Annotated in this window: 26 protein-coding genes, 2 tRNA genes, 1 rRNA gene and 1 riboswitch; of the genes, 7 read left to right on the top strand and 22 right to left on the bottom strand. The window is 37.8% G+C overall.

What is annotated here, in order from left to right; all coding sequences use genetic code 11:
- A 16S ribosomal RNA gene (locus ABDZ91_RS06110) occupies positions 1-70 on the bottom strand; the annotation flags it as partial.
- 571 nt (positions 71-641) lie between these two features.
- On the opposite strand from ABDZ91_RS06110, the gene ABDZ91_RS06105 reads away from it, so the two are divergent.
- On the top strand, positions 642-941 hold the full coding sequence (locus tag ABDZ91_RS06105; protein ID WP_343797239.1) for a hypothetical protein: 300 nt from the start codon (positions 642-644) through the stop codon (positions 939-941).
- A gap of 61 nt (positions 942-1,002) precedes the next feature.
- Here ABDZ91_RS06105 and ABDZ91_RS06100 read toward each other — a convergent pair whose 3' ends face one another.
- From ABDZ91_RS06100 to ABDZ91_RS06080, 5 genes are all read right to left on the bottom strand, one after another.
- Entirely contained in the window at positions 1,003-2,337 is a 1,335-nt protein-coding gene (locus tag ABDZ91_RS06100; RefSeq protein ID WP_343797237.1) for an NCS2 family permease, read from the bottom strand.
- Between the two features lie 211 nt (positions 2,338-2,548).
- Positions 2,549-2,650: riboswitch (purine riboswitch) on the bottom strand.
- A 104-nt stretch (positions 2,651-2,754) separates the two neighbouring features.
- Positions 2,755-4,305: a glutamine-hydrolyzing GMP synthase gene (gene guaA / locus ABDZ91_RS06095; RefSeq protein ID WP_343797235.1), complete on the bottom strand. Its 1,551-nt coding sequence runs from the start codon at positions 4,303-4,305 to the stop codon at positions 2,755-2,757.
- Positions 4,306-4,488: 183 nt separating this feature from the next.
- The gene (locus tag ABDZ91_RS06090) at positions 4,489-6,687 is read right to left on the bottom strand and encodes a transglutaminase TgpA family protein (protein ID WP_343797233.1); all 2,199 of its coding nucleotides are present in this window, start codon (positions 6,685-6,687) and stop codon (positions 4,489-4,491) included.
- A complete protein-coding gene (locus ABDZ91_RS06085) occupies positions 6,687-7,898 on the bottom strand; it encodes a DUF58 domain-containing protein (RefSeq protein WP_343797231.1) in 1,212 nt (403 codons plus the stop codon). The genes ABDZ91_RS06090 and ABDZ91_RS06085 overlap by 1 nt, the downstream gene beginning before the upstream one ends.
- Before the next feature lies 1 nt (position 7,899).
- Positions 7,900-8,850: an AAA family ATPase gene (locus ABDZ91_RS06080; RefSeq protein ID WP_425541793.1), complete on the bottom strand. Its 951-nt coding sequence runs from the start codon at positions 8,848-8,850 to the stop codon at positions 7,900-7,902.
- Between the two features lie 464 nt (positions 8,851-9,314).
- Between ABDZ91_RS06080 and ABDZ91_RS06075 the strand changes: the two genes are divergently transcribed.
- The 3 genes from ABDZ91_RS06075 (at position 9,315) to ABDZ91_RS06065 (ending at position 11,186) form a co-directional block, all read left to right on the top strand.
- Positions 9,315-9,809, top strand: a complete 495-nt coding sequence (locus tag ABDZ91_RS06075) for a YhcN/YlaJ family sporulation lipoprotein (RefSeq protein WP_343797227.1) — start codon at positions 9,315-9,317, stop codon at positions 9,807-9,809.
- 146 nt (positions 9,810-9,955) lie between these two features.
- Positions 9,956-10,678 carry a DUF421 domain-containing protein gene (locus ABDZ91_RS06070; protein WP_343797225.1) on the top strand — a complete coding sequence of 241 codons (723 nt, stop codon included), beginning with the start codon at positions 9,956-9,958 and terminating at the stop codon, positions 10,676-10,678.
- A 127-nt stretch (positions 10,679-10,805) separates the two neighbouring features.
- On the top strand, positions 10,806-11,186 hold the full coding sequence (locus ABDZ91_RS06065) for a hypothetical protein (RefSeq protein WP_343797224.1): 381 nt from the start codon (positions 10,806-10,808) through the stop codon (positions 11,184-11,186).
- Between the two features lie 51 nt (positions 11,187-11,237).
- On the opposite strand, the gene ABDZ91_RS06060 is transcribed toward ABDZ91_RS06065, so the two are convergent.
- The 7 genes from ABDZ91_RS06060 to groES form a co-directional block, all read right to left on the bottom strand.
- Positions 11,238-11,585 (bottom strand): hypothetical protein, encoded by a 348-nt coding sequence (locus tag ABDZ91_RS06060; protein ID WP_343797223.1) that lies wholly within the window; start codon positions 11,583-11,585, stop codon positions 11,238-11,240.
- Between the two features lie 758 nt (positions 11,586-12,343).
- Complete coding sequence (locus tag ABDZ91_RS06055; protein ID WP_343797222.1) at positions 12,344-13,051, bottom strand: FAD-dependent oxidoreductase; 708 nt, start codon at positions 13,049-13,051, stop codon at positions 12,344-12,346.
- Positions 13,048-13,458 (bottom strand): SRPBCC family protein, encoded by a 411-nt coding sequence (locus ABDZ91_RS06050; RefSeq protein ID WP_343797221.1) that lies wholly within the window; start codon positions 13,456-13,458, stop codon positions 13,048-13,050. The genes ABDZ91_RS06055 and ABDZ91_RS06050 overlap by 4 nt, the downstream gene beginning before the upstream one ends.
- 29 nt (positions 13,459-13,487) lie before the next feature.
- A complete protein-coding gene (locus ABDZ91_RS06045; RefSeq protein WP_343797220.1) occupies positions 13,488-14,084 on the bottom strand; it encodes a YdeI/OmpD-associated family protein in 597 nt (198 codons plus the stop codon).
- A gap of 85 nt (positions 14,085-14,169) precedes the next feature.
- A complete protein-coding gene (locus tag ABDZ91_RS06040; RefSeq protein ID WP_343797218.1) occupies positions 14,170-14,490 on the bottom strand; it encodes an ArsR/SmtB family transcription factor in 321 nt (106 codons plus the stop codon).
- 421 nt (positions 14,491-14,911) lie between these two features.
- Entirely contained in the window at positions 14,912-16,543 is a 1,632-nt protein-coding gene (gene groL, locus ABDZ91_RS06035; protein ID WP_343797216.1) for a chaperonin GroEL, read from the bottom strand.
- 45 nt (positions 16,544-16,588) lie between these two features.
- Entirely contained in the window at positions 16,589-16,873 is a 285-nt protein-coding gene (groES, locus tag ABDZ91_RS06030; protein WP_343797240.1) for a co-chaperone GroES, read from the bottom strand.
- A gap of 287 nt (positions 16,874-17,160) precedes the next feature.
- On the opposite strand from groES, the gene ABDZ91_RS06025 reads away from it, so the two are divergent.
- On the top strand, positions 17,161-17,871 hold the full coding sequence (locus ABDZ91_RS06025; RefSeq protein WP_343797214.1) for a CPBP family intramembrane glutamic endopeptidase: 711 nt from the start codon (positions 17,161-17,163) through the stop codon (positions 17,869-17,871).
- Positions 17,868-18,068: a YdiK family protein gene (locus ABDZ91_RS06020; RefSeq protein ID WP_343797212.1), complete on the top strand. Its 201-nt coding sequence runs from the start codon at positions 17,868-17,870 to the stop codon at positions 18,066-18,068. The genes ABDZ91_RS06025 and ABDZ91_RS06020 overlap by 4 nt, the downstream gene beginning before the upstream one ends.
- Positions 18,069-18,108: 40 nt before the next feature.
- Here the strand turns inward: ABDZ91_RS06020 and tatC are convergent, their stop codons facing one another.
- The 3 genes from tatC to ABDZ91_RS06005 all read right to left on the bottom strand — a co-directional run bounded on the left by tatC (position 18,109) and on the right by ABDZ91_RS06005 (position 19,851).
- Complete coding sequence (gene tatC, locus ABDZ91_RS06015) at positions 18,109-18,864, bottom strand: twin-arginine translocase subunit TatC (protein WP_343797210.1); 756 nt, start codon at positions 18,862-18,864, stop codon at positions 18,109-18,111.
- 16 nt (positions 18,865-18,880) lie between these two features.
- A complete protein-coding gene (locus ABDZ91_RS06010; protein WP_343797208.1) occupies positions 18,881-19,066 on the bottom strand; it encodes a twin-arginine translocase TatA/TatE family subunit in 186 nt (61 codons plus the stop codon).
- A gap of 143 nt (positions 19,067-19,209) precedes the next feature.
- Positions 19,210-19,851 (bottom strand): redox-sensing transcriptional repressor Rex, encoded by a 642-nt coding sequence (locus ABDZ91_RS06005; RefSeq protein ID WP_343797206.1) that lies wholly within the window; start codon positions 19,849-19,851, stop codon positions 19,210-19,212.
- 186 nt (positions 19,852-20,037) lie between these two features.
- On the opposite strand from ABDZ91_RS06005, the gene ABDZ91_RS06000 reads away from it, so the two are divergent.
- Positions 20,038-21,960, top strand: coding sequence for an ABC-F family ATP-binding cassette domain-containing protein (locus ABDZ91_RS06000; RefSeq protein ID WP_343797205.1), 1,923 nt, complete (start codon positions 20,038-20,040; stop codon positions 21,958-21,960).
- Positions 21,961-22,317: 357 nt separating this feature from the next.
- On the opposite strand, the gene tsaD is transcribed toward ABDZ91_RS06000, so the two are convergent.
- From tsaD to ABDZ91_RS05970, 6 genes are all read right to left on the bottom strand, one after another.
- Positions 22,318-23,346 (bottom strand): tRNA (adenosine(37)-N6)-threonylcarbamoyltransferase complex transferase subunit TsaD, encoded by a 1,029-nt coding sequence (tsaD, locus tag ABDZ91_RS05995; RefSeq protein WP_343797203.1) that lies wholly within the window; start codon positions 23,344-23,346, stop codon positions 22,318-22,320.
- Positions 23,346-23,813, bottom strand: a complete 468-nt coding sequence (gene rimI / locus ABDZ91_RS05990) for a ribosomal protein S18-alanine N-acetyltransferase (protein WP_343797201.1) — start codon at positions 23,811-23,813, stop codon at positions 23,346-23,348. Before rimI ends, tsaD begins: the two co-directional genes overlap by 1 nt.
- Positions 23,803-24,510: a tRNA (adenosine(37)-N6)-threonylcarbamoyltransferase complex dimerization subunit type 1 TsaB gene (gene tsaB / locus ABDZ91_RS05985; RefSeq protein ID WP_343797199.1), complete on the bottom strand. Its 708-nt coding sequence runs from the start codon at positions 24,508-24,510 to the stop codon at positions 23,803-23,805. Before tsaB ends, rimI begins: the two co-directional genes overlap by 11 nt.
- Positions 24,491-24,955 carry a tRNA (adenosine(37)-N6)-threonylcarbamoyltransferase complex ATPase subunit type 1 TsaE gene (gene tsaE / locus ABDZ91_RS05980; protein WP_343797198.1) on the bottom strand — a complete coding sequence of 155 codons (465 nt, stop codon included), beginning with the start codon at positions 24,953-24,955 and terminating at the stop codon, positions 24,491-24,493. The genes tsaB and tsaE overlap by 20 nt, the downstream gene beginning before the upstream one ends.
- A 477-nt stretch (positions 24,956-25,432) precedes the next feature.
- Positions 25,433-25,509, bottom strand: a tRNA-Asp gene (locus tag ABDZ91_RS05975).
- Between the two features lie 86 nt (positions 25,510-25,595).
- Positions 25,596-25,672: transfer RNA gene (locus tag ABDZ91_RS05970), tRNA-Met, on the bottom strand.
- Between the last annotated feature and the right edge of the window lie 291 nt (positions 25,673-25,963).

Here is a 25,963-nt window from a genome sequence, read left to right as displayed (position 1 = left end):
TTCGCTCGACTTGCATGTATTAGGCACGCCGCCAGCGTTCGTCCTGAGCCAGGATCAAACTCTCCATAAAAGAAAAGATTTGAATAGCTCATAAAATAAAAAAATTGAATTAACGTTGACGTTTTTCTTTGTTCAGTTTTCAAGGAACAAATTTAGTGAAGATTTATACTATATCAATATAATTATTATATGTCAATAGCATTTTTTGTGTGAAGTTATCAAAAGATAATTCCGACACCTTGCTTCCTATCGGACCAAGATAACTACTATATAACGGATGTCATTATATTTCAATAGTAAATACTTGGTAAAAACAACTAATGTTTTATATCGCTTAGCAGCAAGAATACTATCTTATAACACAGAATATTATATGTCAATAGTTTTTCGAATTAAAGAGTCATGTTCAAACAACTCTATAAATCTATCAAAGTAAAAACAACATGTCAACGCCTCATTAGCGCTGACACATTGTTAGCAAAAGATGTTTCTAATCTTATCACGGAGATAAACCTCCGTCAAGCAAGATTCGACATATTTCTACAATAACTTTTTTATCCTAATTGCACCGCAAACTATCCATTTTTATAAATAAAAGATTTGTATGAACATATAATAAGAAGAATGTGAGGTGATTGCATATGAAAACATCGACAATCCTAAAGTGGATCACTGGAGGTTTAGAAGCTCTATTAGGTATTCCTTTTTTAGGAGGGCTTCTCATTCTTTCATTAGCATGGACACCATTGTATATTTTACTTGCACTCCATATTATTACTCTCATCTTTTCTATACGTGAAAATCAGAATAAGCACGGAAGTATTTTAGGTATTATCACAAGTTGTATAGGGTGGATTCCATTTGTAGGTATGGTTATGCATATCATAACAGCAGTATTTCTATTGATTGATGCTCATAAGAGTGAACAAATAAAAGCCTAGACTTTATATAAAAATGAAAAGCTCCCTCAGGTTTACCTAAAGGAGCTTTTTTCATGTTTTATTAAATCAAGAAGATAAAGTAGAGAACAAATATTACAAACAAGCCATACATAATTGGATGAATCTCTCTTACTTTTCCTTTTACTAACATTGTAATTGGATAGAAGATAAATCCGATCGCAATACCTGTAGCAATACTGTAAGTTAGCGGCATCGCAATAATGGTTAGGAATGCTGGAACCGCAATTTCAAATCGATCCCAATCAATCTTTCCAAGTGATGAAACCATTAGGACACCGACAATGATGAGTGCAGGTGCTGTAACCGCTGATGTTACTACAGATAATAATGGGAAGAACAGGATCGATACGATAAATAACCCTGCCGTTACAACTGAAGCAAAACCAGAACGCGCTCCTGCCGCAACCCCTGATGATGATTCAATATAAGATGTAGTAGTAGATGTACCCAGAACTGCACCTGCTACGGTAGCACAAGAATCTGCGAATAATGCTTTACCCGCTCTTGGCAATTTGTTTTCCTTCATTAGACCGGCTTGATTTGCAACAGCTACTAATGTACCTGCTGTATCAAAGAAGTCTACAAAGAGGAAAGTTAGTACAACCACTAACATGTTAATCGTAAAGATTCCTTCCATTCCATTAAAGAATGGGTCAAGTGCTGCACCGAAAGTTGGTGAGAGACTTGGTACATCACCAATAATTTTTGTCGGTGTATCAATTTGATTGAATATAATACCTACGATTGCTGTAATAACGATTCCGTAAAAGATACCGCCCTTTACACCTTTTGTCATGAAAATAACAGTAATTACAAGACCAAAAATAGCTAATAACGCACTAGGATTTGTTAAGTTCCCTAACCCTACAAATGTAGCAGGATTATCTACAATAATTTCAGCGTTCTTAAGTCCAATAAATGTAATGAAGAGACCAATACCTGCTCCTACCGCATATTTAAGTTCGGCAGGTATAGAGTTAATAATTTTTTCACGTAATCCTGAAACAGTTAAGAGTATAAAGATAATTCCTGAAAGTAAAACACCTGTTAGAGCTGTTTCCCATGGGATCCCCATTGTTAAAACAACTGTATAAGCAAAGAATGCATTTAAGCCCATTCCAGGTGCCAATGCTATTGGGTACTTTGCAATAAGCCCCATTAATAAAGAACCGATTGCAGCAGCAAGTGCTGTCGCTACGAATACAGCCCCCATATCCATTCTCAATGCATCATCTAAACCATCAACATCTGCTAATGATAAAGTTAATGGGTTGACGACAAGAATGTATGCCATTGATAAGAAAGTAGTGAGACCTCCGATAATTTCACGGCGGTAATTTGTTCCCAACTCTTCAAATTGGAAAAACTTTTTCATTCTTTTCTCCTCCTTATCGTCGCACACTTCTAAGCCGAGTGACCACATAATTCCTTTGTTAGATTTATAGTCTAATGGAATTATTGTACGTTATAGGGCTTTGTCTCTAGGTCCCATATAACGAAAAAGCACTCCTGACAGGATAACGTCGGAGTGCTTACAAAGGCATGTGAATAAACGGATACCTTGTTCATAACAAAACAAAGTAGACCCATATATCACATTACCTCGTAGTCAAGCTATTTACGGTAGCTCGGTAGAAACGATCAGGCCATATTCCTGATTTTATACGACGTAATGTTTTCATTAAATTGTAGTATGATTACAATCCTCATTGTATCGGAACCCAATTAGGATGTCAACAAAAAATACGAACATTAAACGCAATACTTTTGGTATTGTTCGCCAATAATGTTATTATTCCCATTCAATCGTTGCAGGTGGTTTACTGGTAATGTCATATACGACACGGTTTACATGCTCGACCTCATTGACAATACGCGTTGAAATTTTCTCTAAAACTTCCCAAGGTAAACGAGCCCAATCAGAGGTCATTCCGTCAATAGAAGTAACCGCTCTAATACCAATAGTGTGGTCGTAGGTTCTTGTATCTCCCATAACACCTACACTCTTAATGCCCGGCAGAACAGTAAAGTACTGCCATACATCCCTCTCTAGACCAAAGTTGCTGATTTCTTCGCGTAAAATGGCGTCCGAGTCACGAACAATTTTCAATTTCTCCTCCGTGACCTCACCAAGAACTCGAATGGCAAGACCTGGACCTGGAAAAGGCTGACGCCAAACAATTTCATCTGGTAATCCGAGCTGCGTTCCTAATGCACGAACCTCATCTTTAAACAGTGTATTCAACGGCTCGATCAGTTTGAACTGCATATCTTCTGGAAGACCACCTACGTTATGATGAGATTTAATGGTTTGTGCCGTTGCTGTTCCACTCTCAATAATATCCGTATAGAGCGTCCCTTGAGCTAAAAACTCAATACCTTCCAATTTTGTTGCTTCATCATCGAATACATAGATAAACTCGTTTCCGATAATCTTTCTTTTCTTCTCAGGATCAGAGACACCCGCTAGCTTTGATAAAAATCTTTCCTGTGCATCAATTTTAACTACGTTCATATTAAACCCTTCTGAGAAGGTCTTCATTACACCCTCCGCTTCTCCTTTACGAAGAAGTCCATGGTCAACGAACATACAAGTTAATTGATCGCCGATTGCCTTATGAACTAAAGCTGCTACTACAGATGAATCCACTCCACCGCTTAGTGCACAAAGTACTTTTTTGTCACCCACTAGTTTTTGAATCTTCTGGATTTCTAAATCGATGAAGTTTTCCATTGACCATTCTTCTTTACACCCACAGATGTTGAATACGAAATTTTTCAAAAGGTCATTACCATATTCAGAATGGCGAACTTCTGGATGAAATTGCACAGCATAAATTCTTTTTGCATCATTACTCATAGCAGCAATTGGGCATGAAGGATTTGTCCCGTCTATACGGAAACCTTCAGGTGTTTGTGTTACCAAGTCACCATGGCTCATCCAAACCGTTTGCTCTTTTGGTAGATTATCGAATAATGGAGAGTCTTCCTGAACCTTCAATGTCGCTTTCCCATATTCTCTATGAGAAGCCTTTTCTACCTTTCCACCAAAGAGATGAGTGATTAGTTGCATGCCGTAGCAAATACCAAGAACCGGAACACCTAGGTCAAAAATCTCTTCATCACACCGGAAAGAGTTCTCACCGTATACACTATTAGGTCCTCCTGAAAAAATGATTCCACTAGGATTCATTTCTTTTAACTCACTAGCTGACAAAGTGTGAGGATGTAATTCAGAATACACACCGAACTCCCGAATTCTTCGGGTGATTAGCTGATTGTATTGGCTTCCGAAATCCAATACAATAATTTTTTCCTGTGTAGGGAAAGCAGATTTTGTCATGATTAGCCACCTCGTTTATTCAATTTGCCTTTGATTCAAAACGCCAAATGTAAGGACACTAGATTCTCGCTTCCCAATAAAAAACTAGAACCTGTCAACTTGTGACAGAATTCTAGTTTCTATTTGTTCAAGAACTAGGTGTTCTTAAATTTAAACGTATTTTAACAGTCAAAGTTAAGATAATCAAGACAATGTTTTCTTCATTAAGTTTTCCCAACATTTCATTAAATCTTCAAAATCCCCATCTTTTTGATGTCCGTATAAAGCACTTTCATACGCTTTCGTTAGCTTTGTCATATCTTTGGTTGAGAAGAAGAAATCAATATATTTGGCATACATCCTTAATGTCTGACCATCCTCGAACTTAATACCATATCTCCTGAACTGATCTAGTAATGAGATATAAGAATTCATAAAAGAGGCGACATCCTTCTTCCGTTTATATTTCAATATTAAAAATCTTGGAAGCCATTTAACTCGCTGTTTATAAAGGAGCCAACTAATGAAACCTATAATAACTAACCCAGCAAGCATCCAATTCTTATACGTATTAAAGAAAAGCTTAATGGAATCCCACATCTCACTAAAAGAGAAACTATTTTTCCCTGAAGCTCCAGCACCCTCTTCTTCCTCAGGAGTTTGCTCTTCAGGCTGTTCAACCTCTGGGGTCTCAGGAGCTTCTGTTTCTGGAGAATCAATTTCTAGATCATATTTAATATTGGCATTGTTACTATATCCAGGTGTTGGCTCAAACGGAACCCAACCGACATTCGGAAAGTAAACTTCTACCCAAGAATGGGCGTTACTATTTTGGACTTCATAAACAACGTGCCCATTTGATAAGTAATCAGTAACCGTTCCCTCTGTGAACCCCTTTGTCCATCTAGCTGGGATATCCAGCGTTCTTAACATAACGACCATAGAGGTAGAGAAGTTATCACAATACCCCTTCATGCTTTCAAATAAGAATTGGTCAACGTAATCATCTTCTTCACCCGGAACAGCAACATCTAATTCATCATATACATATTGGCCGTTCCGTAAATAATCCCGAATAGCAACTGCTTTGTCATACCAGTTTGTTTCATCTTTTGTAATTTCTAAAGCAAGCTCTGAAACTCTTTCAGGTAACGTTTCTGGTAACTGGGTATATCGAGCAACCACATCTGGTGACATTCCGCCTGTAGTTTGTGCTGCTTTCATTCCACTTAAGCTATAAAGTGGGAGGTGATACGAATACTCAATTGCCGAAAGTGGAGTTGGTACACCGTTCCGTTGTGGTGTAATTTTTTCTACAGATGCATCTAAAAGGAAAGTTGCATCAGGATTTGTGTCAACTACCGTTTTTATTCCCGTAGGATACGCTAGCTGAGAGAAGTTTTGAGAGAATTGAACTCTCGCCGTTCTTTCGATTGGACCTTTACTTTCTTCTGGAAAAACAGAAAACGGAACTAGTTCTCCTGCTGTAAAATTAACAGGCTGCTGTGGCAAAGAAGAAACCCAGCCCTTGCCCGTATATACATCCTTCGCTTCTATACGCCAATAGTGGGGTTCATCTACCTCAGCTGAAAATACAAGGGAGTTATCCGCGATATAAGGTCCACCCAAGCTTGAATCATCTTGTGAATATCCAGATCGCTTAAATCCACCTGGGTCTTCCCCACGCTTATAATAGGCTTCTAAATAAGGAACTGGATCTGGCCAGATAGGTGTTGCTTTCGGTGCAGCATAGGCGACTAATGAACTGAAACCAACCATAATACTTAAGGAGAGCGCCCATTTATTTAGCCACTTTCCTTTTTCTTTAATCCCTTCCTGTTCAAGTAATCGGACATAATACAGTAATCCAAGTGCCAAAAACCCGATAATCACAGAACGCACAATTGCAATCTTGGCATCATAAGGTGTAAAAGTATCTAATACCGTAATGTAGATTAACGTAAAGAACAGGAATAGAAAGATTCGTTTTCTAGTTGTTACCCAATAGTGAATCAAGTAGACCATCAACCATAGGACAACAAAGAATAACGTTGTTCTAAATGGGTTAGACATTCCCTGCCAGTCTGCTTGTATAACCAATTGGCTGTTATATTTTAGGTCCTCCAAATAAAAAGGAAACCATTCTCGAAACTTAAAGATCCCCTCAATTGGAAAAAGGACATATAAAGTATAGAAAATATAAATGACACTTAAGGCAATATTAAGCCCCCAGTGAATTTTAAAATAAAATAGCAACAGACCAATTGCCATGAAGAGTAGAAAAACATGGACGTCGCCAGTATCAGCGATTTCCTCTAAAGGACGAATCCATTCCCATAGTAATAGAAATCCAAAAACATGGAGGATTAACGTTATAAATGATCGATCATTTTGTTTTGCCATTATCGTTTCACCCCCACAAAGGAATCGCTAAATTCCCCTTCATGGACAAAGCGAACCCATACTCCACTTTGAGCACTTTTGGCCCTTAATTTAACTTCCTCCGAAGTTAGTTTTTCGTTATTACTTTTAATAACAAAAATGAAAACTTGAGCATTTCTTAGTGTTAACCGGCGCATCTCCTCTAGTAGCTTTTGGTCAATCCGAGATGTAATAGCCATAATAATTGGTTGCTGTACTAAACTTAACCTTTCTGTCTCGATTACCTTATGTAGGGGCTGTTCAGAATCTGCCTCTACTTTAGCTAAGTGGTACTGGATGGCCTGAAGCTGTCCTTCTCCATCACGGGAAGGAATGACCGTTCTTTCGCTTCCAATGGATGTGAGCCCACATTGAGCTCCCTTTTTTAAAATAGCCCTCGTAAGCGAGGAGGCGTAGTTTACAACCCGCTCAAATTGTCCTGAAGAATCCCGGTCAAGTAAAATCATAACGTCATGAGAACGTCTCTGTTCAAATTCCTTGGTCATGATTTCATTTTTTCTAGCTGTGGCTTTCCAGTTAATCCAAGAAAACCGGTCACCTGGTTGATAATCTCTAACACCAATCGCCATCGTTGTATCACGCTGAACCTTTACATTGGATGAGGTCATCCCTTGTTCATATTGATGTTCAACAGGTCTGTACACCATATCCTCATAAGCTGGGTATATAAGGATTCTATTTTCAAAGGGGATGACTACTTCCTTCTCAATAAGACCTAATAAGTCTCCTACTTTTAATCGGATTCCCATGAACTCGTGCTCTCCTCTTGGCACACGATGGATGGTAAACGTCATTTCAAAATGGCGTTTAAAGCCAGGTATTACTAATGACTTTAAGGAAGTTAAGAATCGATTAGCTGTTTTATCAGAAACTTGCTCTTCCACAATCATAAAGAATAATGGGATTGGTACTGTTCTTGTAATTCTTAATCGAATCGGTAAATTTTCTCCCGCTAGCCTCTCTTTATGAGTAATCATACGTTCAACTTTAAAATCACGAATTGGATAGAATACTAATAAAAATGAGTAAACAGCAAAAGGTAGAAAACTATAAAACAAGAACCAACTTACGAATCCGCCCTGAAACATAGCATAGCTAAATACAATACCCGATATGATCAATAGGATTAGAAGCTTACTAAACGTTAGTAAGTAAGGTTTCCATTTTTTCATGTTATTTCACAAGCCTTTGAACCGGAACCGAAACCCTACCAAGAATCTGCTTCACAACACCCTCAGCAGAAACACCTTCAAATTTAGATTCCGATTTTAATATAATCCGATGGGTAAATACATAAGGAGCTAAAAACTGAATATCATCAGGAATCACGTAATCACGACCATGTAAAAATGCATAGGCTTGAGCAGATTTCATTAACGCAATGGAACCACGTGGACTTACACCTAAGAAGATGCTAGCGTGTGACCTAGTACGCGTAGCGATATCCACGATATATTTTTTTAACGTATCATCTACAATTACTTCACGAACTTGATGTTGTAGTTCACGTAACTCCTCTAATGAAATAATGGGCTCTAAATCCTCAATAGGCGGTGTTTTCTGTGCACGATTTAAGACTTCAAGCTCTTCGTTCACTTCTGGATACCCCATTTTCATTTTTAAAAGAAAACGGTCCAACTGTGCCTCAGGAAGTGGGTATGTCCCTTCATACTCAATTGGGTTTTGTGTCGCCATTACAAAGAATGGACGATCCAAATAGTGAGTGACACCGTCAATTGTTACGCTCTTCTCTTCAAGACCTTCTAAGAGAGCAGATTGCGTCTTTGGAGATGTACGGTTAATCTCATCTGCTAAAATGATATTCCCCATGATTGGGCCTGGTTTAAATTCAAACTCCAATTCCTTTGGGTTATAAATAGAAACCCCCGTTACATCTGACGGTAATAAATCGGGAGTAAACTGAATTCTTCTAAATTTAGCACTGACAGACTTTGCTAATGCACGAACCATCATCGTTTTACCGACTCCTGGAACATCCTCAAGTAATACGTGTCCTTCTGCAAGTAAGGCAACCAAGCTTAACTCAGCTACATTCCTTTTTCCAATCATCACTTTCTCAATATTCTCTATAACTCTTAATAAATCTGGATGAAAGTTTTCCAACAATAATTCCTCCTAGCCCCTAGTTGAGTAATAACCTTATATCCTGCTCGATTTAGTGGTAAACGTACGACAAGCTTTATTTATTGGAAACATGCTTATTCTCCTAACAGCTTACCTCTCTGGACAGGATTAGTAGTAGCAAGATATTCCATCTTTTCTAAATTTTGTGAAAATAGTGGATATACTAACTGGTAATACATATCCAATTAAAATAAATGTATCACATTCTAGAAATATCTTAAACTACGTTTGTAACATTTTTGAAATATTTATACACCATTATAGGACGTATGACTTAGAAAATAGTTTCGCACATCCTTCAAAAATTGAAAAAACCTTTCAAGATATATTCCACACTTCACATAGAAATACCTTTCATTGTGAAAAGAAACACCTTTTTTACATAACATCAAACTTTTTGGAAAATCTAACAATGAATAAATACTAAAAAGGAGGAAATATCCATGCGTTTTGTTAAAGGAGCTGTAGTCTTTGTTGCTGCATTATTGTTGATGACAGGATGCGCGATGAACAATGAAGCGAGAGACAATGGGAACAATCAAAACAACGCTCAGAATCAAGGCTTCCAAAATGTCGGGTATAACAACCAAAATAATCAAGGGAATCGCATGCGAGTAGCAGATAAGGCGCAAGATAAGATTGAAGACTTAACTGAAGTTAAGTCCGCAAATGTAATTGTCACTAATAGGAATGCTTATGTGGCAGTCGTACTTGAGGATGATTCAAAAGGTGACGTAAGAAGAGACCTTGAAGATAAAATTTCACAACAAGTGAAGGGTACCGATAACAACATAGACAATGTTTATGTGTCCAGTAACCCAGATTTCGTGGATCGTATGACGGATTATGGTGATAAGATACAACGTGGTGAACCCGTGGAAGGCTTATTTGAGGAATTTGGTGAAATGGTTCAGAGAGTCTTCCCGAATGCGCGTTAAAGCCTAAGTCTATTGTAAAGCATTGGAAAAGGGAACCAACGAAGGTTCCCTTTTAACAATACTTCCTCCCCCACATAACCCACTTTATGTTCGTTCCACATGTAGATCAATTCCCTTCATAATTTTTGGTAAAAGGAGTTCAAATTATGGATTTATCAATGATAGATACTTTAAAAGTTCTCGGACGAATTATTACGATCATTCCTTGGCTTTTAATTGTTACCTTAATTATGGGAAAGAGGTCAGTTGGTGAAGTTCCAGTATTTGATTTCTTAATTATCATAGTATTGGGTGCAGTAGCCGGAGCAGATATAGCAGATCCTTCTATCCCACATATTTATACTTTTATTGCGATAGCAGCTATAGGTGTCCTTCAATTTATTGTGACAAAGCTGAAAATTAACCATCGGAAATTTGGAAGAATGATAACATTTGAACCTACGGTTGTAATCCGAAATGGTACCTTCCAAGTTGATAATCTTCAACACATACGTTATTCCATCGATAATGTATTACAAATGCTCAGAGAGAAAGATATTTTTAACGTAAACGATGTGGAACTCGCAATTGTTGAGGCCAATGGTAAACTTACCGTTTATAAAAAACCGGCGAAATCAACTGTAACCATTGAGGATTTGGGAATTATCAAAACTTCAGGTGGGGTAGCCTACCCAGTCATCATGGATGGAGAGATAGAATTTGAAACTTTGAGCCAGTTAAAGTTGGACGTACATTGGCTCACTCAAAAACTTAAACGAGAAGGATTAGAAGTACAGGATATTTTCTTTGCTTCTGTCACAGATAACCATGACTTTCATTTTTCCCCTTTGAATAATGATAAAAGTAAGAAACCAGATATATCACATTAGGTTAGAAAACCAAAAGTATGAAAAAGATCCACATTATCCTTTTGTCATAACTTAACATAATGTATTCATAGGCCCTAAACCAAGATGCATGGTTGTATCTGATACGCCTGAGTTAAGGAGGCACATTATGAAAAAGAAAAGGATAAACAGGGACCAGAATCAGCTTGAAGAAGAAATTTCAAAAATTGAAAAACAAATAGCAGCAGCTGTATGGCTACAAGCAATAGGACAAACAGTAGAAGCTATTCTGTTACTGAAACTATTAATGTTAAAAGAAGAGAGTGAAGGAGAAATAAAAGTGGCCACAGGTGTTTGGATTCAAACCATTGGACAGATTTTAGAGGCACTTGGTGTGACAAAAGAAATCACAGCGCTAGATAAGAATGTACTAACCGAGGCACAGAAAATTGTGATTACGGGAGATTTGTTACAATCAGTTGGAGCAGCTGTTGAGACGATTGGCGGAAAAGAAATATTGGTAGAAAACACTGATGGGTTTATACCATAACTATGAAATAGAAACGCCCCCTCTCATCGTTTCACCGATGAGAAGAGGTCTCTAATAAGTTTCGGCCTGTATCGATGGTGATCGCTCATCACCTTTTTCCAAAACTTTATCAATCTTATCAATAAACATTTGATAGACTTTTTTCCTTTCTTCCAGTTCCTTTATCGATCCTTTTAAGTCATTGAATTTTGACTCAAATTGCTTTTGGTATTGTTCACGAATATTACGGATTATTTCTTCGTTTACGGTAGATTGGACGACTTGTTTCGTAATGTTGTACTTATAAGTATACACCTGTAAATCACTTCTTGTTTCTTCATATTCCTGATCAATATGCTCTAGTAATGTATGTATTTCTGTTTTCCATTCTTTTAGTGCCGTTACAACATGAGGTTCCATCGTAATCTTCCTTTTCCCCGACGTTATTATAGTTCCTCTTTCATTGTATCAATTGTACATTTCAAGAACTTTTCTAATCGGTTACAATTTGTTTCTGATTACGAAATAGTTTTTAATAGATGCATCGTTTTGTAATTGTGCGCGAGTGTGACTTGAATTTCCGCACTCAAATTCTAATTCTCGCACTAAAAAAGACACTTTTCGCACATAAATGATAATTATCGCACTCAAACAAAGATTTGCACTCAAATCGTAAAATTCGCACCCAAACCTGATTTTTCGCACTCATATTTAAATTTCCGCACCCAAATCAAGTTTTTCGCACACACCACCTCGAACTTCGAATCCATACTTCAAAAAATACACATAGAATTGGCTGTAATTAGGACTAAAATCAAAATCCACACTAGTTTTTAGTATTCAGCCCGCTTTTTTACAAAAACTAATAACAATTATGACAAAATAGGAAAAACCACAGCCATAAGACTATGGTAGACCGCAAAACTTTCATAGCAAAGTAAAAAAAGCCTCCCATAAGTTAAAACAACATACGAAAAGCCTCTTTTATATCAAGTGCAATGGCCAGATTACATCATTCCGTACCTTAAGATGAGAGTGTGTAATATCTTTAACGGGGTGTGCTTAAAGTGCGTATATCAAGGATTTTCTAAATTATTCATGTAATGTAATTAACAAGAATTCACCGCTTTTTATGGATTGCGTTAGCAAAAGGTTAACAGTTTGCTAACGCATATTTACTAATACCCATAAAAGGCATCCTTTTTGATATTCTTCTTCGGAATATGTTTACTCTTTAAAAAGTCAGATACCGACTTCACCATTGACTTTGGTCCTGCAATAAAGTACTTACCATCATCCTTATTTAAGGTGGTAAACAAATCTATCTCCTGATTTAAATCATCCCTTAAATCCAGGTACGTCACACTGATTGAAGTATTGTTAGCAATCGCATCAAGTTCATCTTTGAATATAAATGACTTATTGCTATCCAAATAGAGTAGATGTATGGGCTTGCCGATGCCATTTCCTTCTGACTCAATTTGTTTTAAAATTGATCGAAATGGTGTAATGCCAATTCCACCTGCGATGAGAAGAGAAGGACTGTTATCTTTTAGACTAAATGACCCTATTGGCCCAGTCATGTTTATTTTCATTCCCTGTTTCAGTTCTAGCATTGCTTTTTTGAAATCACTTGGATTTTCGCTTATACGCATGGTTATTCTAACCACATTTTCTGCGGGAGCCGCTGCGACAGTAAATGGGCGTGTTTTGTTTTTTACTTTCTTATGAGTTATGGTAAACAAACCATGTTGCCCAGCAATCCAGCTTAAATCATTCTCTTTTTCAAATAGGAAAGTATAAACATCTTCTGATTCTTTGTAGCTTTCTAAAAATAATAAATCTCTTTTCTTAAACATAGATAATGCATCTTTGAAAAAACTCATTCAGCTACTCCTTTTTCTTCGATTCCCATTAACACTTTATTAAGTTCTTCAATCTTATACGCCCAACCATATTTCGCACCGTTGAATGCTTGATCTTCTTTGTCGAAGCCTGTATGGTCGAGATGTAAATATGTTGTTCCATCCTCTTCCTTCAATGTCCATGTGACGATAGTATTTATCGGACCACCTATCCATGTGTAAGATAACTTATGAGGCTCGTCCACTACTAATACTTCACTATCTACAATTAAATCTATTTCCTCATTACGAAACTGACATTTGTATCCGACAATGGGTTTAAAATTATTTTCCATTACCCATTGTGCAAGAGTATCTGAATTTGTTAAGGCTTCCCATACTTTATTAATTGGACTCTTAAATTGAAAATCTAATGATATATCTGCCATTATCTATTCCTCCATACATATATAAAATTCTAATCATTTAATCCTTTTCCATCTAAAATTTTCTGCATATATTTCTCAATTCTTGAATATCGAGTTTTGGATTGTTTGGCTCCAGAAAAATAATAAAGATATGCCCTTTGTCGCCCGGGGGTCAGTGATTCAAATGCTGTTTTCAATGCAGGCATTTCATTGAATTTAGCTTGTAATTCTTCAGGGACGGTATATTCAGAAGTTTTTTTGAATTCTACTTCCAATCCAGCCTTTTCTACCTCAATAGCATTATGTATATAGGTTTTTAGGATGTTTTCCATGTCCATTACTTCTTGAACATTGGTGAATCGAATTTGGCGTGCAGACTGGGTATTCTCCGTTTGTTGGATAAGTATATTATTGGGATCCTTTAACAAGGCACCTTTGTGAAACAAAAGGGCACAATATTCTTTGAAGCCGTGAATTAATACAATATTCTTTTTTCCATCTAACGTGTAACATGGGTGCATCCATTTAAAATCTTCTGTTAGGCCACAATCTAAAACTATTTGTCTTAATTTTTCAAATTCACTCTTCCACTTTTTCTCTTTTCTTAAAAAACCATCAACCTTACGACCTGCTACACTATTTGTCATTCAGAAACTCCTTCCTTCAATTTTTTGAAATTACATTTTAGAAAAATACGTTACTAAAAAAATATAACGGTAACTCTGTCACTAACTATTCCTCCAATATATTCTTTAGTAATAACGCTCTTTCATTCCAAAACTTTTCATAAAAGGACAACCAATCTTTCACTTCTTGTAAAGGAGCTGCATTTAGTCGATACCTTGTTTCTCTACCAATTTTACGGTTGATTACTAAATCTGCTTCTTTTAAGATAGCTAAATGTTTTGAAACAGCAGTCCGACCCATTTGAAAATGAGGAGTTAATTCATGTAAAGGTAACTCTTCAGTACCTGCCAACAAACGTATTAATTTTCGTCTTGTTGGATCTGCAATAGCTACAAAAACATCCTGCTTTTGGTCAGTATTGTTCAAGTTCTTCTCTCCTTCATTATAAATAGGACACCTATTAGTGTCCTTTATTATATGACACCAAACAGTGTCTAGTCAATATTATTCCCGGATTTGTTTTGGAACAAACCCGGGATGAAATTTTAAAATCAGAGATTGGAAATATTTATTTTAGGGTTACATTTGTTACTAGCAACACACAGCTAACTCAACTCTTTGAATATAATACTCTGATAGAACAGTAGACAATAGGCCTGGTCATACGGATGACAAATGACGAAAATTGCGTATCTTCATGTAATACAAGAAATGAAAAAAGAAGCTTCCCAAAAGTTCAGTGAACTAATGAGAAGCCTCCGTTAAAATCCTTAATGTTAGCAAAATGTTAGCATTACACTCTCATCTTACTTAGAAACCCACTTATATCAAGGGTTGGGGGCACTTATTACATCATGCCGCCCATTCCACCCATGCCGCCCATGTCAGGCATTCCGCCACCAGCGTTTTCTTCTGGGATGTCAGCGACTACTGCTTCAGTAGTTAAGAACATCGCAGATACACTAGCTGCATTTTGTAGAGCAGAACGAGTTACTTTCGTTGGGTCAACGATACCCGCTTCAAACATATTTACCCACTCATTTGTCGCTGCGTTGAAACCAACACCGATTTCTTCTTTCTTTAAGCGTTCTACTACAACAGAACCTTCAAGACCAGCATTGTGAGCGATTTGACGAACTGGCTCTTCTAGAGCACGAAGTACGATGTTAATACCTGTTTGAACATCACCTTCTGCTTCAACAGAAGCCACTTTGTTGTATACGTTCACAAGTGCAGTACCACCACCAGAAACGATACCTTCTTCTACAGCTGCACGTGTAGAGTTCAGTGCATCTTCAATACGAAGCTTGCGTTCTTTTAGCTCAGTTTCAGTAGCAGCTCCAACTTTGATTACAGCTACTCCACCTGCTAATTTAGCAAGACGCTCTTGTAGTTTTTCTTTATCAAATTCAGAAGTAGACTCTTCATATTGAGCACGGATTTGGTTTACGCGGCTAGAAATTTGAGCAGCGTCTCCAGCACCTTCTACAACAGTTGTGTTTTCTTTTGTTACGACAACTTTCGCTGCGCGTCCAAGAGAATCGATTGTAGCAGACTTAAGGTCACGTCCTAAATCTTCAGTGATTACTTCACCACCAGTTAGGATCGCTAAGTCTTCTAGCATTGCTTTACGACGGTCACCGAATCCAGGAGCTTTAACAGCTACTGCGTTGAATGTACCACGAAGCTTGTTAACTACTAATGTAGCTAGTGCTTCACCTTCAACATCTTCAGCAACAATAAGAAGTGGTTTACCTTGTTGAACAACTTGCTCAAGTACTGGTAATACTTCTTGAATGCTTGTAATCTTTTTATCTGTGATTAAGATATATGGATTTTCAAGAACTGCTTCCATTTTATCTGAATCTGTTACCATGTATGGAGATGCATATCCACGGTCGAATTGCATACCTTCTACAACATCTAATTCAGTTGTGAAGCCTTTAGATTCTTCAATTGTGATAACTCCATCGTTACCAACGCGTTCCATAGCTTCCGCAATTAGTTGTCCTACTTCTTCATCGGCAGCAGAAATAGAAGCAACTTGTGCAATGGAAGCTTTACCTTCGATTGGCTTAGAGATTGCTTTAAGCTCTTCAACTGCTACTTGAGTCGCTTTTTCAATACCCTTACGAACGCCCATTGGGTTCGCACCAGCTGTTACGTTTTTAAGACCTTCACGAATCATTGCTTGTGCTAAAACAGTCGCTGTAGTTGTACCGTCACCCGCTACATCGTTTGTTTTAGATGCAACTTCTGCAACAAGCTTAGCTCCCATGTTTTCGAAAGCATCTTCTAATTCGATTTCTTTTGCAATGGTAACACCATCGTTTGTAATAAGTGGAGAACCGTATTTCTTTTCAAGAACTACGTTACGTCCTTTAGGTCCTAATGTTACTTTTACAGCATTAGCAAGTGTATCTACTCCACGAAGCATTGAGCGACGTGCTTCTTCACTAAATTTAATTTCTTTAGCCATAAATGTCGACCTCCTTAGAATTCAATAAGTTTATCGTTGGCAGTATTAGTTCACAACTGCTAAAATGTCAGATTCACGTAAAACTAAATATTCAGTACCTTGGTATTTCACTTCTGTACCAGCATATTTTGAGAAAATAATGCGATCGCCTTCGGATACTTCAAGCGCTACACGCTCACCGCTATCTAATACGCGGCCAGTTCCTACAGCAACAACTTTACCTTCTTGAGGCTTTTCTTTCGCCGTATCCGGCAATACGATACCGCTAGACGTTTTTTCTTCAGACTCAACAAGTTCAATGACTACGCGATCACCAAGTGGTTTTAACAAGTGAAACAACCTCCTTAAATTTTGTATGTATTTTTTTATTAGCACTCTGATTAACCGAGTGCTAACACCCAACTATTATATTAAATAATCCTTCAAATGAATGCAAGTATTCAGATGAATTTTTTTTTCGTACTTACTTATATTAGTCTTATAAGAAGTTTTCTATGACTATTATTTTGTTTTCTAGCAATAAAACATCTATTGTTTGATTGAGTCGCCTATTTTTCTGTAAAATAGAATAGATTAGAATACGGTTAAACTCTTTAAAAATAAAAGGAGTCAATAGTTTGAAAAAAGAATATTGGTTAGTCATCATTACCTTTATTGTCATGCAACTCTCTGGTATTGTTGGTATTCCAGTTTTAGTTGCATTCTTTGAGGCAATGGGAACGGAAGGTATTTTAGCTAAACAAAATGCGATTGCTTATTGGACCCTATTTAGCTTTATTATGGGACTGATCATTGTCCTATGGGTATTACGAGGAGAATTTAAACAGGTTCGTTCAAAACATTCCATGTCGAAGGAAGAGGCAGCCATTTGGGGAATTGCTGGAGTGTTTTTAGCATTAGGCGCTCAATTTATCGGGATTCAAATTGAATACTGGCTTGGAATAGAAGCTGGATCAGAGAATACCCAATATTTAATGGCCATTATTGAAGCGTATCCCTTCGTTATCATAGCAAGTTCCATTGCTGGACCTATATTAGAGGAAATTGTGTTTCGAAAGGTCATCTTTGGAAGTATTTATAAACGCACAAACTTCTGGATTGCTGGTCTCTCCAGTTCATTCCTGTTTGCTTTGTTTCATTTTGACTTTGCCCACATTATCCTCTACACCTTTTCAGGTTTAACCTTTGCATTTTTATATGTGAAAACTGGGCGTATATGGGTACCCATCATTACACATGTACTATTTAATACCTTTGTAGTAGTTATTCAGCTCACATCGAAGAATCAATCGTTAGCTACTCATTGGATTTTTGGAGGATCATTATGAGAAGACCATTATCAAATGGAATCCTATACCTAGTTTTGGGCGTTATCTTCACCTTCTTTGCGATACAGAACGTCCAGCAATCAGGATGGGGATTCTTTACTTACTTGCTCATTATTTTAGCTACTCTCGATTTCGGATCCGGCTTACGTTTTATCATGATCCATTTCCAGCTTAAACAACATCAAAAGAAAAAATAAACACGTGTTAGAAGGCTTTCCTTCTCACACGTGTTTTTTATTAGTCATGATTTGATTGATTTAATGCCTTTTGCTCCGCTCGAAGTACTTTTTTATAAGAAATCTTAGAAACCCATATACTGATTTCATACAAAAGCAGGAGCGGTACAGTTACCATCAAGTGAGATAACAGTTCCGGTGGCGTTATAAATGCGGCAATGACTAGTAATACGAAATAGGCATACTGACGAATGCTTTTCAAAAGCATTGGAGTAATCATTCCTAATCTAGTTAAAAACATCACCACTACTGGAAGCTGAAATAGAATCCCGAATGGTAATGTTATTTGGAACAAAAACTGAAAATACTCATTGATTCCAATAACCTGTTGTATATTAAGCTTATCTGATATGTTCGTCATAAACTGGACGACAAACGGAAACAAAATAAAATACGAAAACGCAATTCCTAATAAAAACAAGAAAGAAGATAACGGAATATAACTTAAGGTTACTTTTCTTTCCTTTTCGTAAAGTCCTGGACTCACAAATGCCCATAATTGATATAAAGCAAATGGTAACGTAATGACTGCACTAATGATAAACATAACTTGTAAGTATATTTTTACTGGATCTGTCAGCCGGAACGCATTCATCGTTAAATGCTTCGCTTCATCCGCGTGCTGTAAGAATTTTATGAGTGGTTCTGTTAATAAAAAACCGCCTATAACTGCAAACAAGAAGAAAACGACCACGTAAATCAGCCGTTTTCTCAGTTCTGTTATATGTTCGTAAACGGTCATGTCTTTTTGTTCCATAAACGACACCCTTTAATTATTTGCCATCATTGCCTGCTTTTTCTTTTTTATCATCATCGTCGTCTGCAAGGCCTTTTGTTGCATTTTTAAATTCTCTAAGGGTGTTACCCGCTGCTTTCCCTAATTCAGGTAGCTTTTTCGGGCCGAAAATTAAAACGGCAACAAGTCCTATGACGAGGAGACTACCCCATCCAATACCCATGGTGTGCCTCACCTCCTATTCCTATCATACTAGAAAACCTTATTCCGTCAAACATAGGAAAACAGGTAAATTATGAATATTTTTCTACAACTTCGAAAAGCTTAGGCGCTGGAGTTAGACTATAATCTAAAGAACCCTAAACCCTAGTCCTCTGGATAATTCTTTAAAAAATATACTAACGATTGCAGTTCAACTGCGAGATCAATATGATGAATTCGAATGGATGACGGGACATTTAAACGGGCTGGTGTAAAATTTAGAATTCCTTTAATGTCCGCTTTTATCAACTCATCCGTAATAGACTGTGCTACATGTACAGGAACCGTTAATATCGCAACTTGAATGTCTTCTTCTTTGATTTTCTCACCAATCTGATGTATTTCATAGACGGGGACATCCCCAATTTTCGTCCCTACCTTACTAGGGTCCACATCAAATGCGATTTCTATTTTAGTATTATTATTTTTTAAAAAATTATAATTTAGAAATGCTGTCCCTAAGTTACCCACTCCAATGAGTGCCACCTTCGTTACTTCATCCTGGTCTAAAGCACTGCTAAAAAAAGTAAGTAGGCTTTGTACATTATACCCATATCCCTTTTTCCCTAACGCTCCAAAGTAAGAAAAATCTCTTCTAATCGTAGCCGAGTCTACCTTAACCGCTTCACTTAGTTCCGCTGATGACACTCTTTTTTTACCTGAAGCCGATAAATTTTGCAAAAAGCGATAATATAAGGGCAGCCTTTTGGCTGTTGCTCTTGGAATTTTATTTTGCTCTTGATTCATTGTATTTTATTACCCCCGCATGTCTTTCTCACCTGTAAAAGGCCAGGAGTGACGTTTATCTATTGAGTAGTTTTTATTCTACACCATTTTATGCGCCTTGTCTGTATGCGCTTTATTCCATACTGTTATAATTGTTTACTTCATTGCTTTCATGTACACTATGAGTAGTATTTGAGGTGAAAAATAATGATTTTACTACAAGTTTCGCAACTATATAAATCCTTCGGCGCAGAAGAGATTTTATCCAATATAAAGTTAGAAGTAAAAACAAATGATCGGGTTGCACTCGTTGGTCGAAATGGGGCCGGTAAATCAACCCTTTTAAAAATTATTGCAGGTGAGCTTTCCTATGACAGGGGAGAGATCATGAAGCCTAAAAATGTAACCATCGGCTACCTTTCTCAAGACACCGGACTAGAATCTACTAAATCCATCTGGGATGAATTAGCCAGTGTGTTTTTACCTTTAAAAGAAATGGAAATAAAATTGAGAAAAATGGAAATAGACATGTCAGACCCTGCCTTACTTGAGGATGCTTCCAAATATGAAAAACACTTAAAGGAATATGACCAACTTCAAGTGACATTTGAAGAAAAAGGTGGCTTTCAATACGAAGCGGATATTCGGTCTATTTTACATGGGTTAAAATTTGACGATAAAGACTATCAAACACCTATTCAGTCTCTAAGTGGTGGACAGAAAACTAGACTTGCACTCGGAAAGCTATTATTAACACGCCCTGATGTCCTAGTATTGGACGAGCCTACCAACCACTTGGATATAGAAACGCTAACCTGGCTTGAAAGATATCTGCAATCCTATTCAGGTGCCGTATTAGTTGTATCTCATGACCGATATTCTCTAGATAAAATCACAACTCATGTCTACGAGATCTCTAGAAATAAAATTCAGTCCTTCCCAGGTAACTATAGTGCCTATTTGAGACAAAAAGCGGAGAGCTATGAGCGAGAAATAAAAGCTTATGAGAAACAGCAAGAAGAAGTCAGTAAATTAAAAGATTTTATTCAGAAGAATTTAGCTCGTGCATCCACTACCAAACGAGCACAAAGCCGAAGAAGAACGCTTGAGAAAATGGAAATTATGGACCGTCCACAAGGAGATGAAAAGTCTGCGACATTCTCCTTCCAGATTGAAAAGCAAAGTGGTAATGATGTGTTGAGAGTGAATGACTTAACCATTGGCTACAATCAAACGCCCATCTGTGAGGGCATTTCCTTCCATATGTATAGAAGCGAGAGCATCGCACTAATTGGTCCGAACGGTATAGGAAAAACGACACTCCTGAAAACACTCATCGACCAACTTCCAGCGTTAAGTGGAGTTTTCCAATTTGGAGCAAATGTGTCGATTAGCTACTATGATCAGGAGCAGGCTAAACTATATTCTAATAAAAGAGTATTAGATGAATTATGGGATGAATATCCTGGCTTACCCGAAAAAGAAGTCAGAACTGTACTCGGTAATTTCTTGTTTTCGGGTGATGACGTATTAAAACCAGTATCTGCTCTAAGTGGCGGGGAAAAAGCAAGGCTTGCTCTTGCTAAGCTCATGTTAGAGAAATCTAACGTTCTTATTTTGGATGAGCCCACCAACCACCTTGATCTAGACAGTAAAGAGATTTTAGAGAACGCATTAATTGACTATCCCGGAACCATTTTATTCGTTTCCCATGACCGTTACTTTATGAACCGGATTGCCACTAAAGTCGTTGAGCTATCTAATGAAGGTACAACAGAATTCTTGGGAGACTATGATTACTACCTACAGAAGAAAGAAGAGATTGAAGAATTAAAGCGACTAGAAGCTGAAAAGATACCTACATCCAATCAAGCTGCTCTAGGCTCAAAACTTTCCTATGAAGAAGAAAAAGAGCAAAAGCGATTAGAAAGACAGAAAAAACGTCAAATCGAAGAGCTCGAAGGAAAAATTGAGCAACTGGAACTAGAAATTGAGGAAATTCAACAAGAGTTATTTAACCCGGACTATGTTGATGACCACCAAAAGCTGTTTGAACTTCAATCTAAACAGGAAGAGTTGCAGAATCAATTAGATGATTATGTTGAACAGTGGACTGCTTTGGCTGAGTAAATAGAAAGAACCCCCTCGTGATTGAGGGGGTTTTGTTTTATGGCTTATGGTGGGTGTATCTTTCAAATGTGATAGAGCTATGAGGCAGTTCTGTGGTTGCGTTCCCTCTCTTAACGTTTTGCCTACACTCAGGGCTCGTTTCTGGCTTGCATTCCCATTTCCTGCTTATGCAAATCAACAAGTTATACACATATCTATCCACTTACCTACCCACATAAAATGGGTTTTCAACAGGCTTTTCCACATTATCCACAAAGAAATGCTAACATATCCACATTATCAACATACTATTGTCCACAACTTTATTGAAAAATTTGAGTTATCAACAAAAAAAACTCCCCGCGAAGGAGAGCATTGTTAATTCATAACCTCTAACGGTAAACCTGGTTGACCATTCATAGCCATCGTACCAAACTTACCTTTTCTATAAAGTACAGCTCCGGCTGCAGCAATCATAGCAGCATTGTCCGTACATAAATATAATGGTGGAATGACAAGTTCAACGCCGGTTTCAGCAAATGTGTTTTCTAATTCCGATCTAAGGCCTTTATTGGCAGCAACACCACCTGCTAATAAAAGTTGTTTAACTTGAAATTCTTCAACTGCTTTCTTTGTTTTGGCTACTAAGACATCTATAACGCTCTGTTGGAAACTTGCAGCCAAATCTTCCTTTATAATTTCTTGGTTCTTTTGCTTGGCATTATGAATCGTGTTAATAACAGCAGATTTTAGACCACTAAAACTAAATTCATAAGAGTCCTCATCTAATAACGCTCTTGGAAGTGGATACGTTGGTGTCCCTTCATGAGCAAGGCGATCAATATGGGGACCACCCGGGTAAGGTAAATCAAGCATGCGAGCTACCTTATCATACGCCTCTCCAGCTGCATCATCCCTTGTTTCTCCAATGACCTCAAAGCTTCCATGTTCTTTCATCAGAATTAGCTCCGTGTGTCCACCAGAGACCACAAGCGAAAGTAAAGGGAACTTCATGTCTTCTACTAAACGATTCGCATAAATATGGCCTGCAATGTGATGCACTCCTATAATTGGCTTCCCATGCGCAAAGGCCAGTGCTTTCGCAGCATTAACACCCACTAATAGAGCTCCTACCAAACCCGGCCCCTCCGTAACAGCGACAGCATCAATATCATCCATCGATAATTCAGCCTTCCTGAGAGCTTCTTCGATAACAAGTGTTATTTGTTCTACATGGTGTCTTGATGCGATTTCAGGGACCACACCACCAAATCGTTTATGGCTTTCAATTTGGGAAGCCACCACATTGGATAAAAGCTCCGTTTCATTTCTTACAATAGCTGCAGCCGTTTCATCACACGAGGTTTCAATGGCTAGTATAATTGAATTTGTGTTTGTTGATTCCATTAAATATTCACCCACATCACTAATGCGTCTTCTTGATTATCCGTGTAGTAGCCTTTTCGAATACCTCCAGGTTGGAAACCTAAATCTTTATATAGATTTTGAGCTACGACATTTGATACTCTTACTTCAAGTGTCACAGAGGCTGCATTATAAGTTTTAGCTAACTGCATCGTTCTTTTTAACAGCTGCTTTCCTAACCCCCACCCTCTATATTGTGGAAGAACTGCAATATTCGTAACATGCGCTTCATCCATGACAATCCAAACACCGCTATAACCTACAACTTTACCATCGATTTCAACTACCCAATAGTGTGCATACTGATTACTCGTTAACTCTCTAATAAATGCATCACGTTTCCAAGGTAAAGTAAACGACTGATGCTCCACTTCCATAATGTCATCTAAATCTTCTAAGGTCATAAACCGAAAAAGTGTATCCACCATTGCATCCTTATCATTCATCATTTTCATTCGCCTCTCGCCATTTCGCTTCAGCTTCAGCTAATCGCAAATATTGTGGTACAAATGCATGGATAGCATCCCCTGAAACTCCTTCTTTATTTAGCCCCATATAAGCCAACTCACTTGGTCTAGGGTTTTGATGTGTAATGGGCACAAATTGCGCCTGTTCGCCTAGTTCTTGTGTAATTAGCTCCCTGTGTATCCCCACATCAGCTCCTACAAATAGAACAGGCTCTTTGCGACTCTTTAAATCCTCTAGTAAGTCCGGTAGTAAAACTAATCGGTCCTCAACCACTGAGACTAGCTCTGTTTGATCATAACGGTACAATCCTCGATATACCTGGCTTCTTCTAGCATCAAATAACGGACAAATGATCCCATTATAAAATAGATGACTAGCAGCTAATACCTTTAGGCTAGAAACTCCCACTAAAGGAACTTGTAAAGACCACGCTAGCGTTTTTGCAATGGTTACGCCTATTCTTACTCCTGTATAAGATCCTGGCCCTTGTGCAACTACTATTTTATCTATATTCTGAGGAGTCATATCACAGTCTTTTAACAATCCTTCAATCGCAGGCATCACACGAATCGAATGATTCTTTTTCAGATTAGTGATATATTCCCCAATAACCTTCTCTTCATTGATGATAGATACACCTAAAGTATAATTAGATGTATCAATCGCGAGCACATTCATGCTTTAGCTCCTCACATAATTGATGATACCGAGTCCCACTCGGGGATAGAACAATTTTTCTTCCTACTTCTTCGTAATACAAGTGAATCGTTAACCGTTCAGATGGTAAATAGTCTTCAATTAAATGAGCCCATTCAACGATAGAAACACCATCACCATAAAAATACTCATCAAACCCTAAATCTTCATCTGATTCCTCTAGGCGATACACATCCATATGATATAGGGGCATACGACCATTGTATTCTTTTACAATCGTAAAGGTTGGGCTATTAACCACTTTCGTAACACCTAACCCCTTAGCAATCCCCTTTGTAAAAGTCGTTTTACCAGCTCCTAAATCCCCTTCCATGGCAATAACATCTTTAGGGTTGAGAAGGGAACCCAGTACCTCACCTAACGCGATTAACTCTTCTTCATTGCGACAGCTATATGTATATTCCATAAAAAATAACTCCTATGTAAGCAGAATACTTTAAAAACCCTATTCTATTAGGTTAGGATTAAAAATCGTTACCTAAACGTAGTTTACACAATTATATACAATACCGCAAAAAATGGGCAGTTTGTTGTACTAATTGCTCCTCCACGGAACCTGTATCTTTAACACTAATAACCGGCATTTTTATTAAATTAACAGAACGTGAGTCCGGCTGAGATTTGGCATGCCCAAAGAGCGGACAGAGATTCCGTTATTTGCCCCAAAACCATGATTTCAATTGTTATGCGGACACAGAATCGGCTATTCAATAATATTTCAGGTGAAATAGCCCTCCCAACTATGAAATAGCGGAATGTAAGTCCGTTTGTCCTCCAAAAACCGGCGTTTTTATTAAAATAGCGGAACGTGAGTCCGCGAAATTTAAAATAAAGCAACAAAAAAAACGAAACCACACGGGGTTTCGTTGAAAAATCGAGATTATGGCGGTCCGGACGGGACTCGAACCCGCGACCTCCTGCGTGACAGGCAGGCATTCTAACCAACTGAACTACCGGACCAAAAACATTTTGCTTCTCACACCTCTCCTCCGGAGACGTTGCTCGGCGCAAATCTACACCGACGTCTATTCAAAGAGGTTTACGATTGGTTGCGGGGGCAGGATTTGAACCTGCGACCTTCGGGTTATGAGCCCGACGAGCTACCAGACTGCTCCACCCCGCGGTAATAGAAAAAATCTTTATTTAGTTCCTGAAAAAATCTTTTAGAGGAATGACTGTCCCGATTTCAGAAAGCCTATTCAAGATGTGGCTCAATCGGTACAACTCGAAGCTTACTCGTGAAGTGTTGCTCGTTGCTCCACCCCGCGGTAATAAGAAAATTTCTTTATTTAGTTCCTGAAATAAAAACTTCATTCTCTCAAAACTAGATAACTGACTAATGAGGTGTAAGGACCGAATCACCATGTAATTGGTTAAGTCCTCGATCGATTAGTATCTGTCAGCTCCACACGTC

It is taken from the genome of Bacillus carboniphilus, from assembly GCF_039522365.1.
In the GTDB taxonomy this organism is placed as follows: domain Bacteria; phylum Bacillota; class Bacilli; order Bacillales; family JC228; genus Bacillus_BF; species Bacillus_BF carboniphilus.
The sequence above is the reverse complement of the archived record's forward strand: the minus strand, read 5'-3'. Positions and strand labels throughout refer to the sequence as shown.

Bases quoted from the DNA above. Each gene is read 5' to 3' on its own strand.
- ABDZ91_RS06105 (WP_343797239.1), top strand. From the start codon at position 642: ATGAAAACATCGACAATCCTAAAGTGGATCACTGGAGGTTTAGAAGCT.
- ABDZ91_RS06100 (WP_343797237.1), bottom strand. From the start codon at position 2,337: ATGAAAAAGTTTTTCCAATTTGAAGAGTTGGGAACAAATTACCGCCGT.
- guaA (WP_343797235.1), bottom strand. From the start codon at position 4,305: ATGACAAAATCTGCTTTCCCTACACAGGAAAAAATTATTGTATTGGAT.
- ABDZ91_RS06090 (WP_343797233.1), bottom strand. From the start codon at position 6,687: ATGGCAAAACAAAATGATCGATCATTTATAACGTTAATCCTCCATGTT.
- ABDZ91_RS06085 (WP_343797231.1), bottom strand. From the start codon at position 7,898: ATGAAAAAATGGAAACCTTACTTACTAACGTTTAGTAAGCTTCTAATC.
- ABDZ91_RS06075 (WP_343797227.1), top strand. From the start codon at position 9,315: ATGCGTTTTGTTAAAGGAGCTGTAGTCTTTGTTGCTGCATTATTGTTG.
- ABDZ91_RS06070 (WP_343797225.1), top strand. From the start codon at position 9,956: ATGGATTTATCAATGATAGATACTTTAAAAGTTCTCGGACGAATTATT.
- ABDZ91_RS06065 (WP_343797224.1), top strand. From the start codon at position 10,806: ATGAAAAAGAAAAGGATAAACAGGGACCAGAATCAGCTTGAAGAAGAA.
- ABDZ91_RS06060 (WP_343797223.1), bottom strand. From the start codon at position 11,585: ATGGAACCTCATGTTGTAACGGCACTAAAAGAATGGAAAACAGAAATA.
- ABDZ91_RS06055 (WP_343797222.1), bottom strand. From the start codon at position 13,051: ATGAGTTTTTTCAAAGATGCATTATCTATGTTTAAGAAAAGAGATTTA.
- ABDZ91_RS06050 (WP_343797221.1), bottom strand. From the start codon at position 13,458: ATGGCAGATATATCATTAGATTTTCAATTTAAGAGTCCAATTAATAAA.
- ABDZ91_RS06045 (WP_343797220.1), bottom strand. From the start codon at position 14,084: ATGACAAATAGTGTAGCAGGTCGTAAGGTTGATGGTTTTTTAAGAAAA.
- groL (WP_343797216.1), bottom strand. From the start codon at position 16,543: ATGGCTAAAGAAATTAAATTTAGTGAAGAAGCACGTCGCTCAATGCTT.
- ABDZ91_RS06020 (WP_343797212.1), top strand. From the start codon at position 17,868: ATGAGAAGACCATTATCAAATGGAATCCTATACCTAGTTTTGGGCGTT.
- tatC (WP_343797210.1), bottom strand. From the start codon at position 18,864: ATGGAACAAAAAGACATGACCGTTTACGAACATATAACAGAACTGAGA.
- ABDZ91_RS06010 (WP_343797208.1), bottom strand. From the start codon at position 19,066: ATGGGTATTGGATGGGGTAGTCTCCTCGTCATAGGACTTGTTGCCGTT.
- ABDZ91_RS06005 (WP_343797206.1), bottom strand. From the start codon at position 19,851: ATGAATCAAGAGCAAAATAAAATTCCAAGAGCAACAGCCAAAAGGCTG.
- ABDZ91_RS06000 (WP_343797205.1), top strand. From the start codon at position 20,038: ATGATTTTACTACAAGTTTCGCAACTATATAAATCCTTCGGCGCAGAA.
- tsaD (WP_343797203.1), bottom strand. From the start codon at position 23,346: ATGGAATCAACAAACACAAATTCAATTATACTAGCCATTGAAACCTCG.
- rimI (WP_343797201.1), bottom strand. From the start codon at position 23,813: ATGATGAATGATAAGGATGCAATGGTGGATACACTTTTTCGGTTTATG.
- tsaB (WP_343797199.1), bottom strand. From the start codon at position 24,510: ATGAATGTGCTCGCGATTGATACATCTAATTATACTTTAGGTGTATCT.
- tsaE (WP_343797198.1), bottom strand. From the start codon at position 24,955: ATGGAATATACATATAGCTGTCGCAATGAAGAAGAGTTAATCGCGTTA.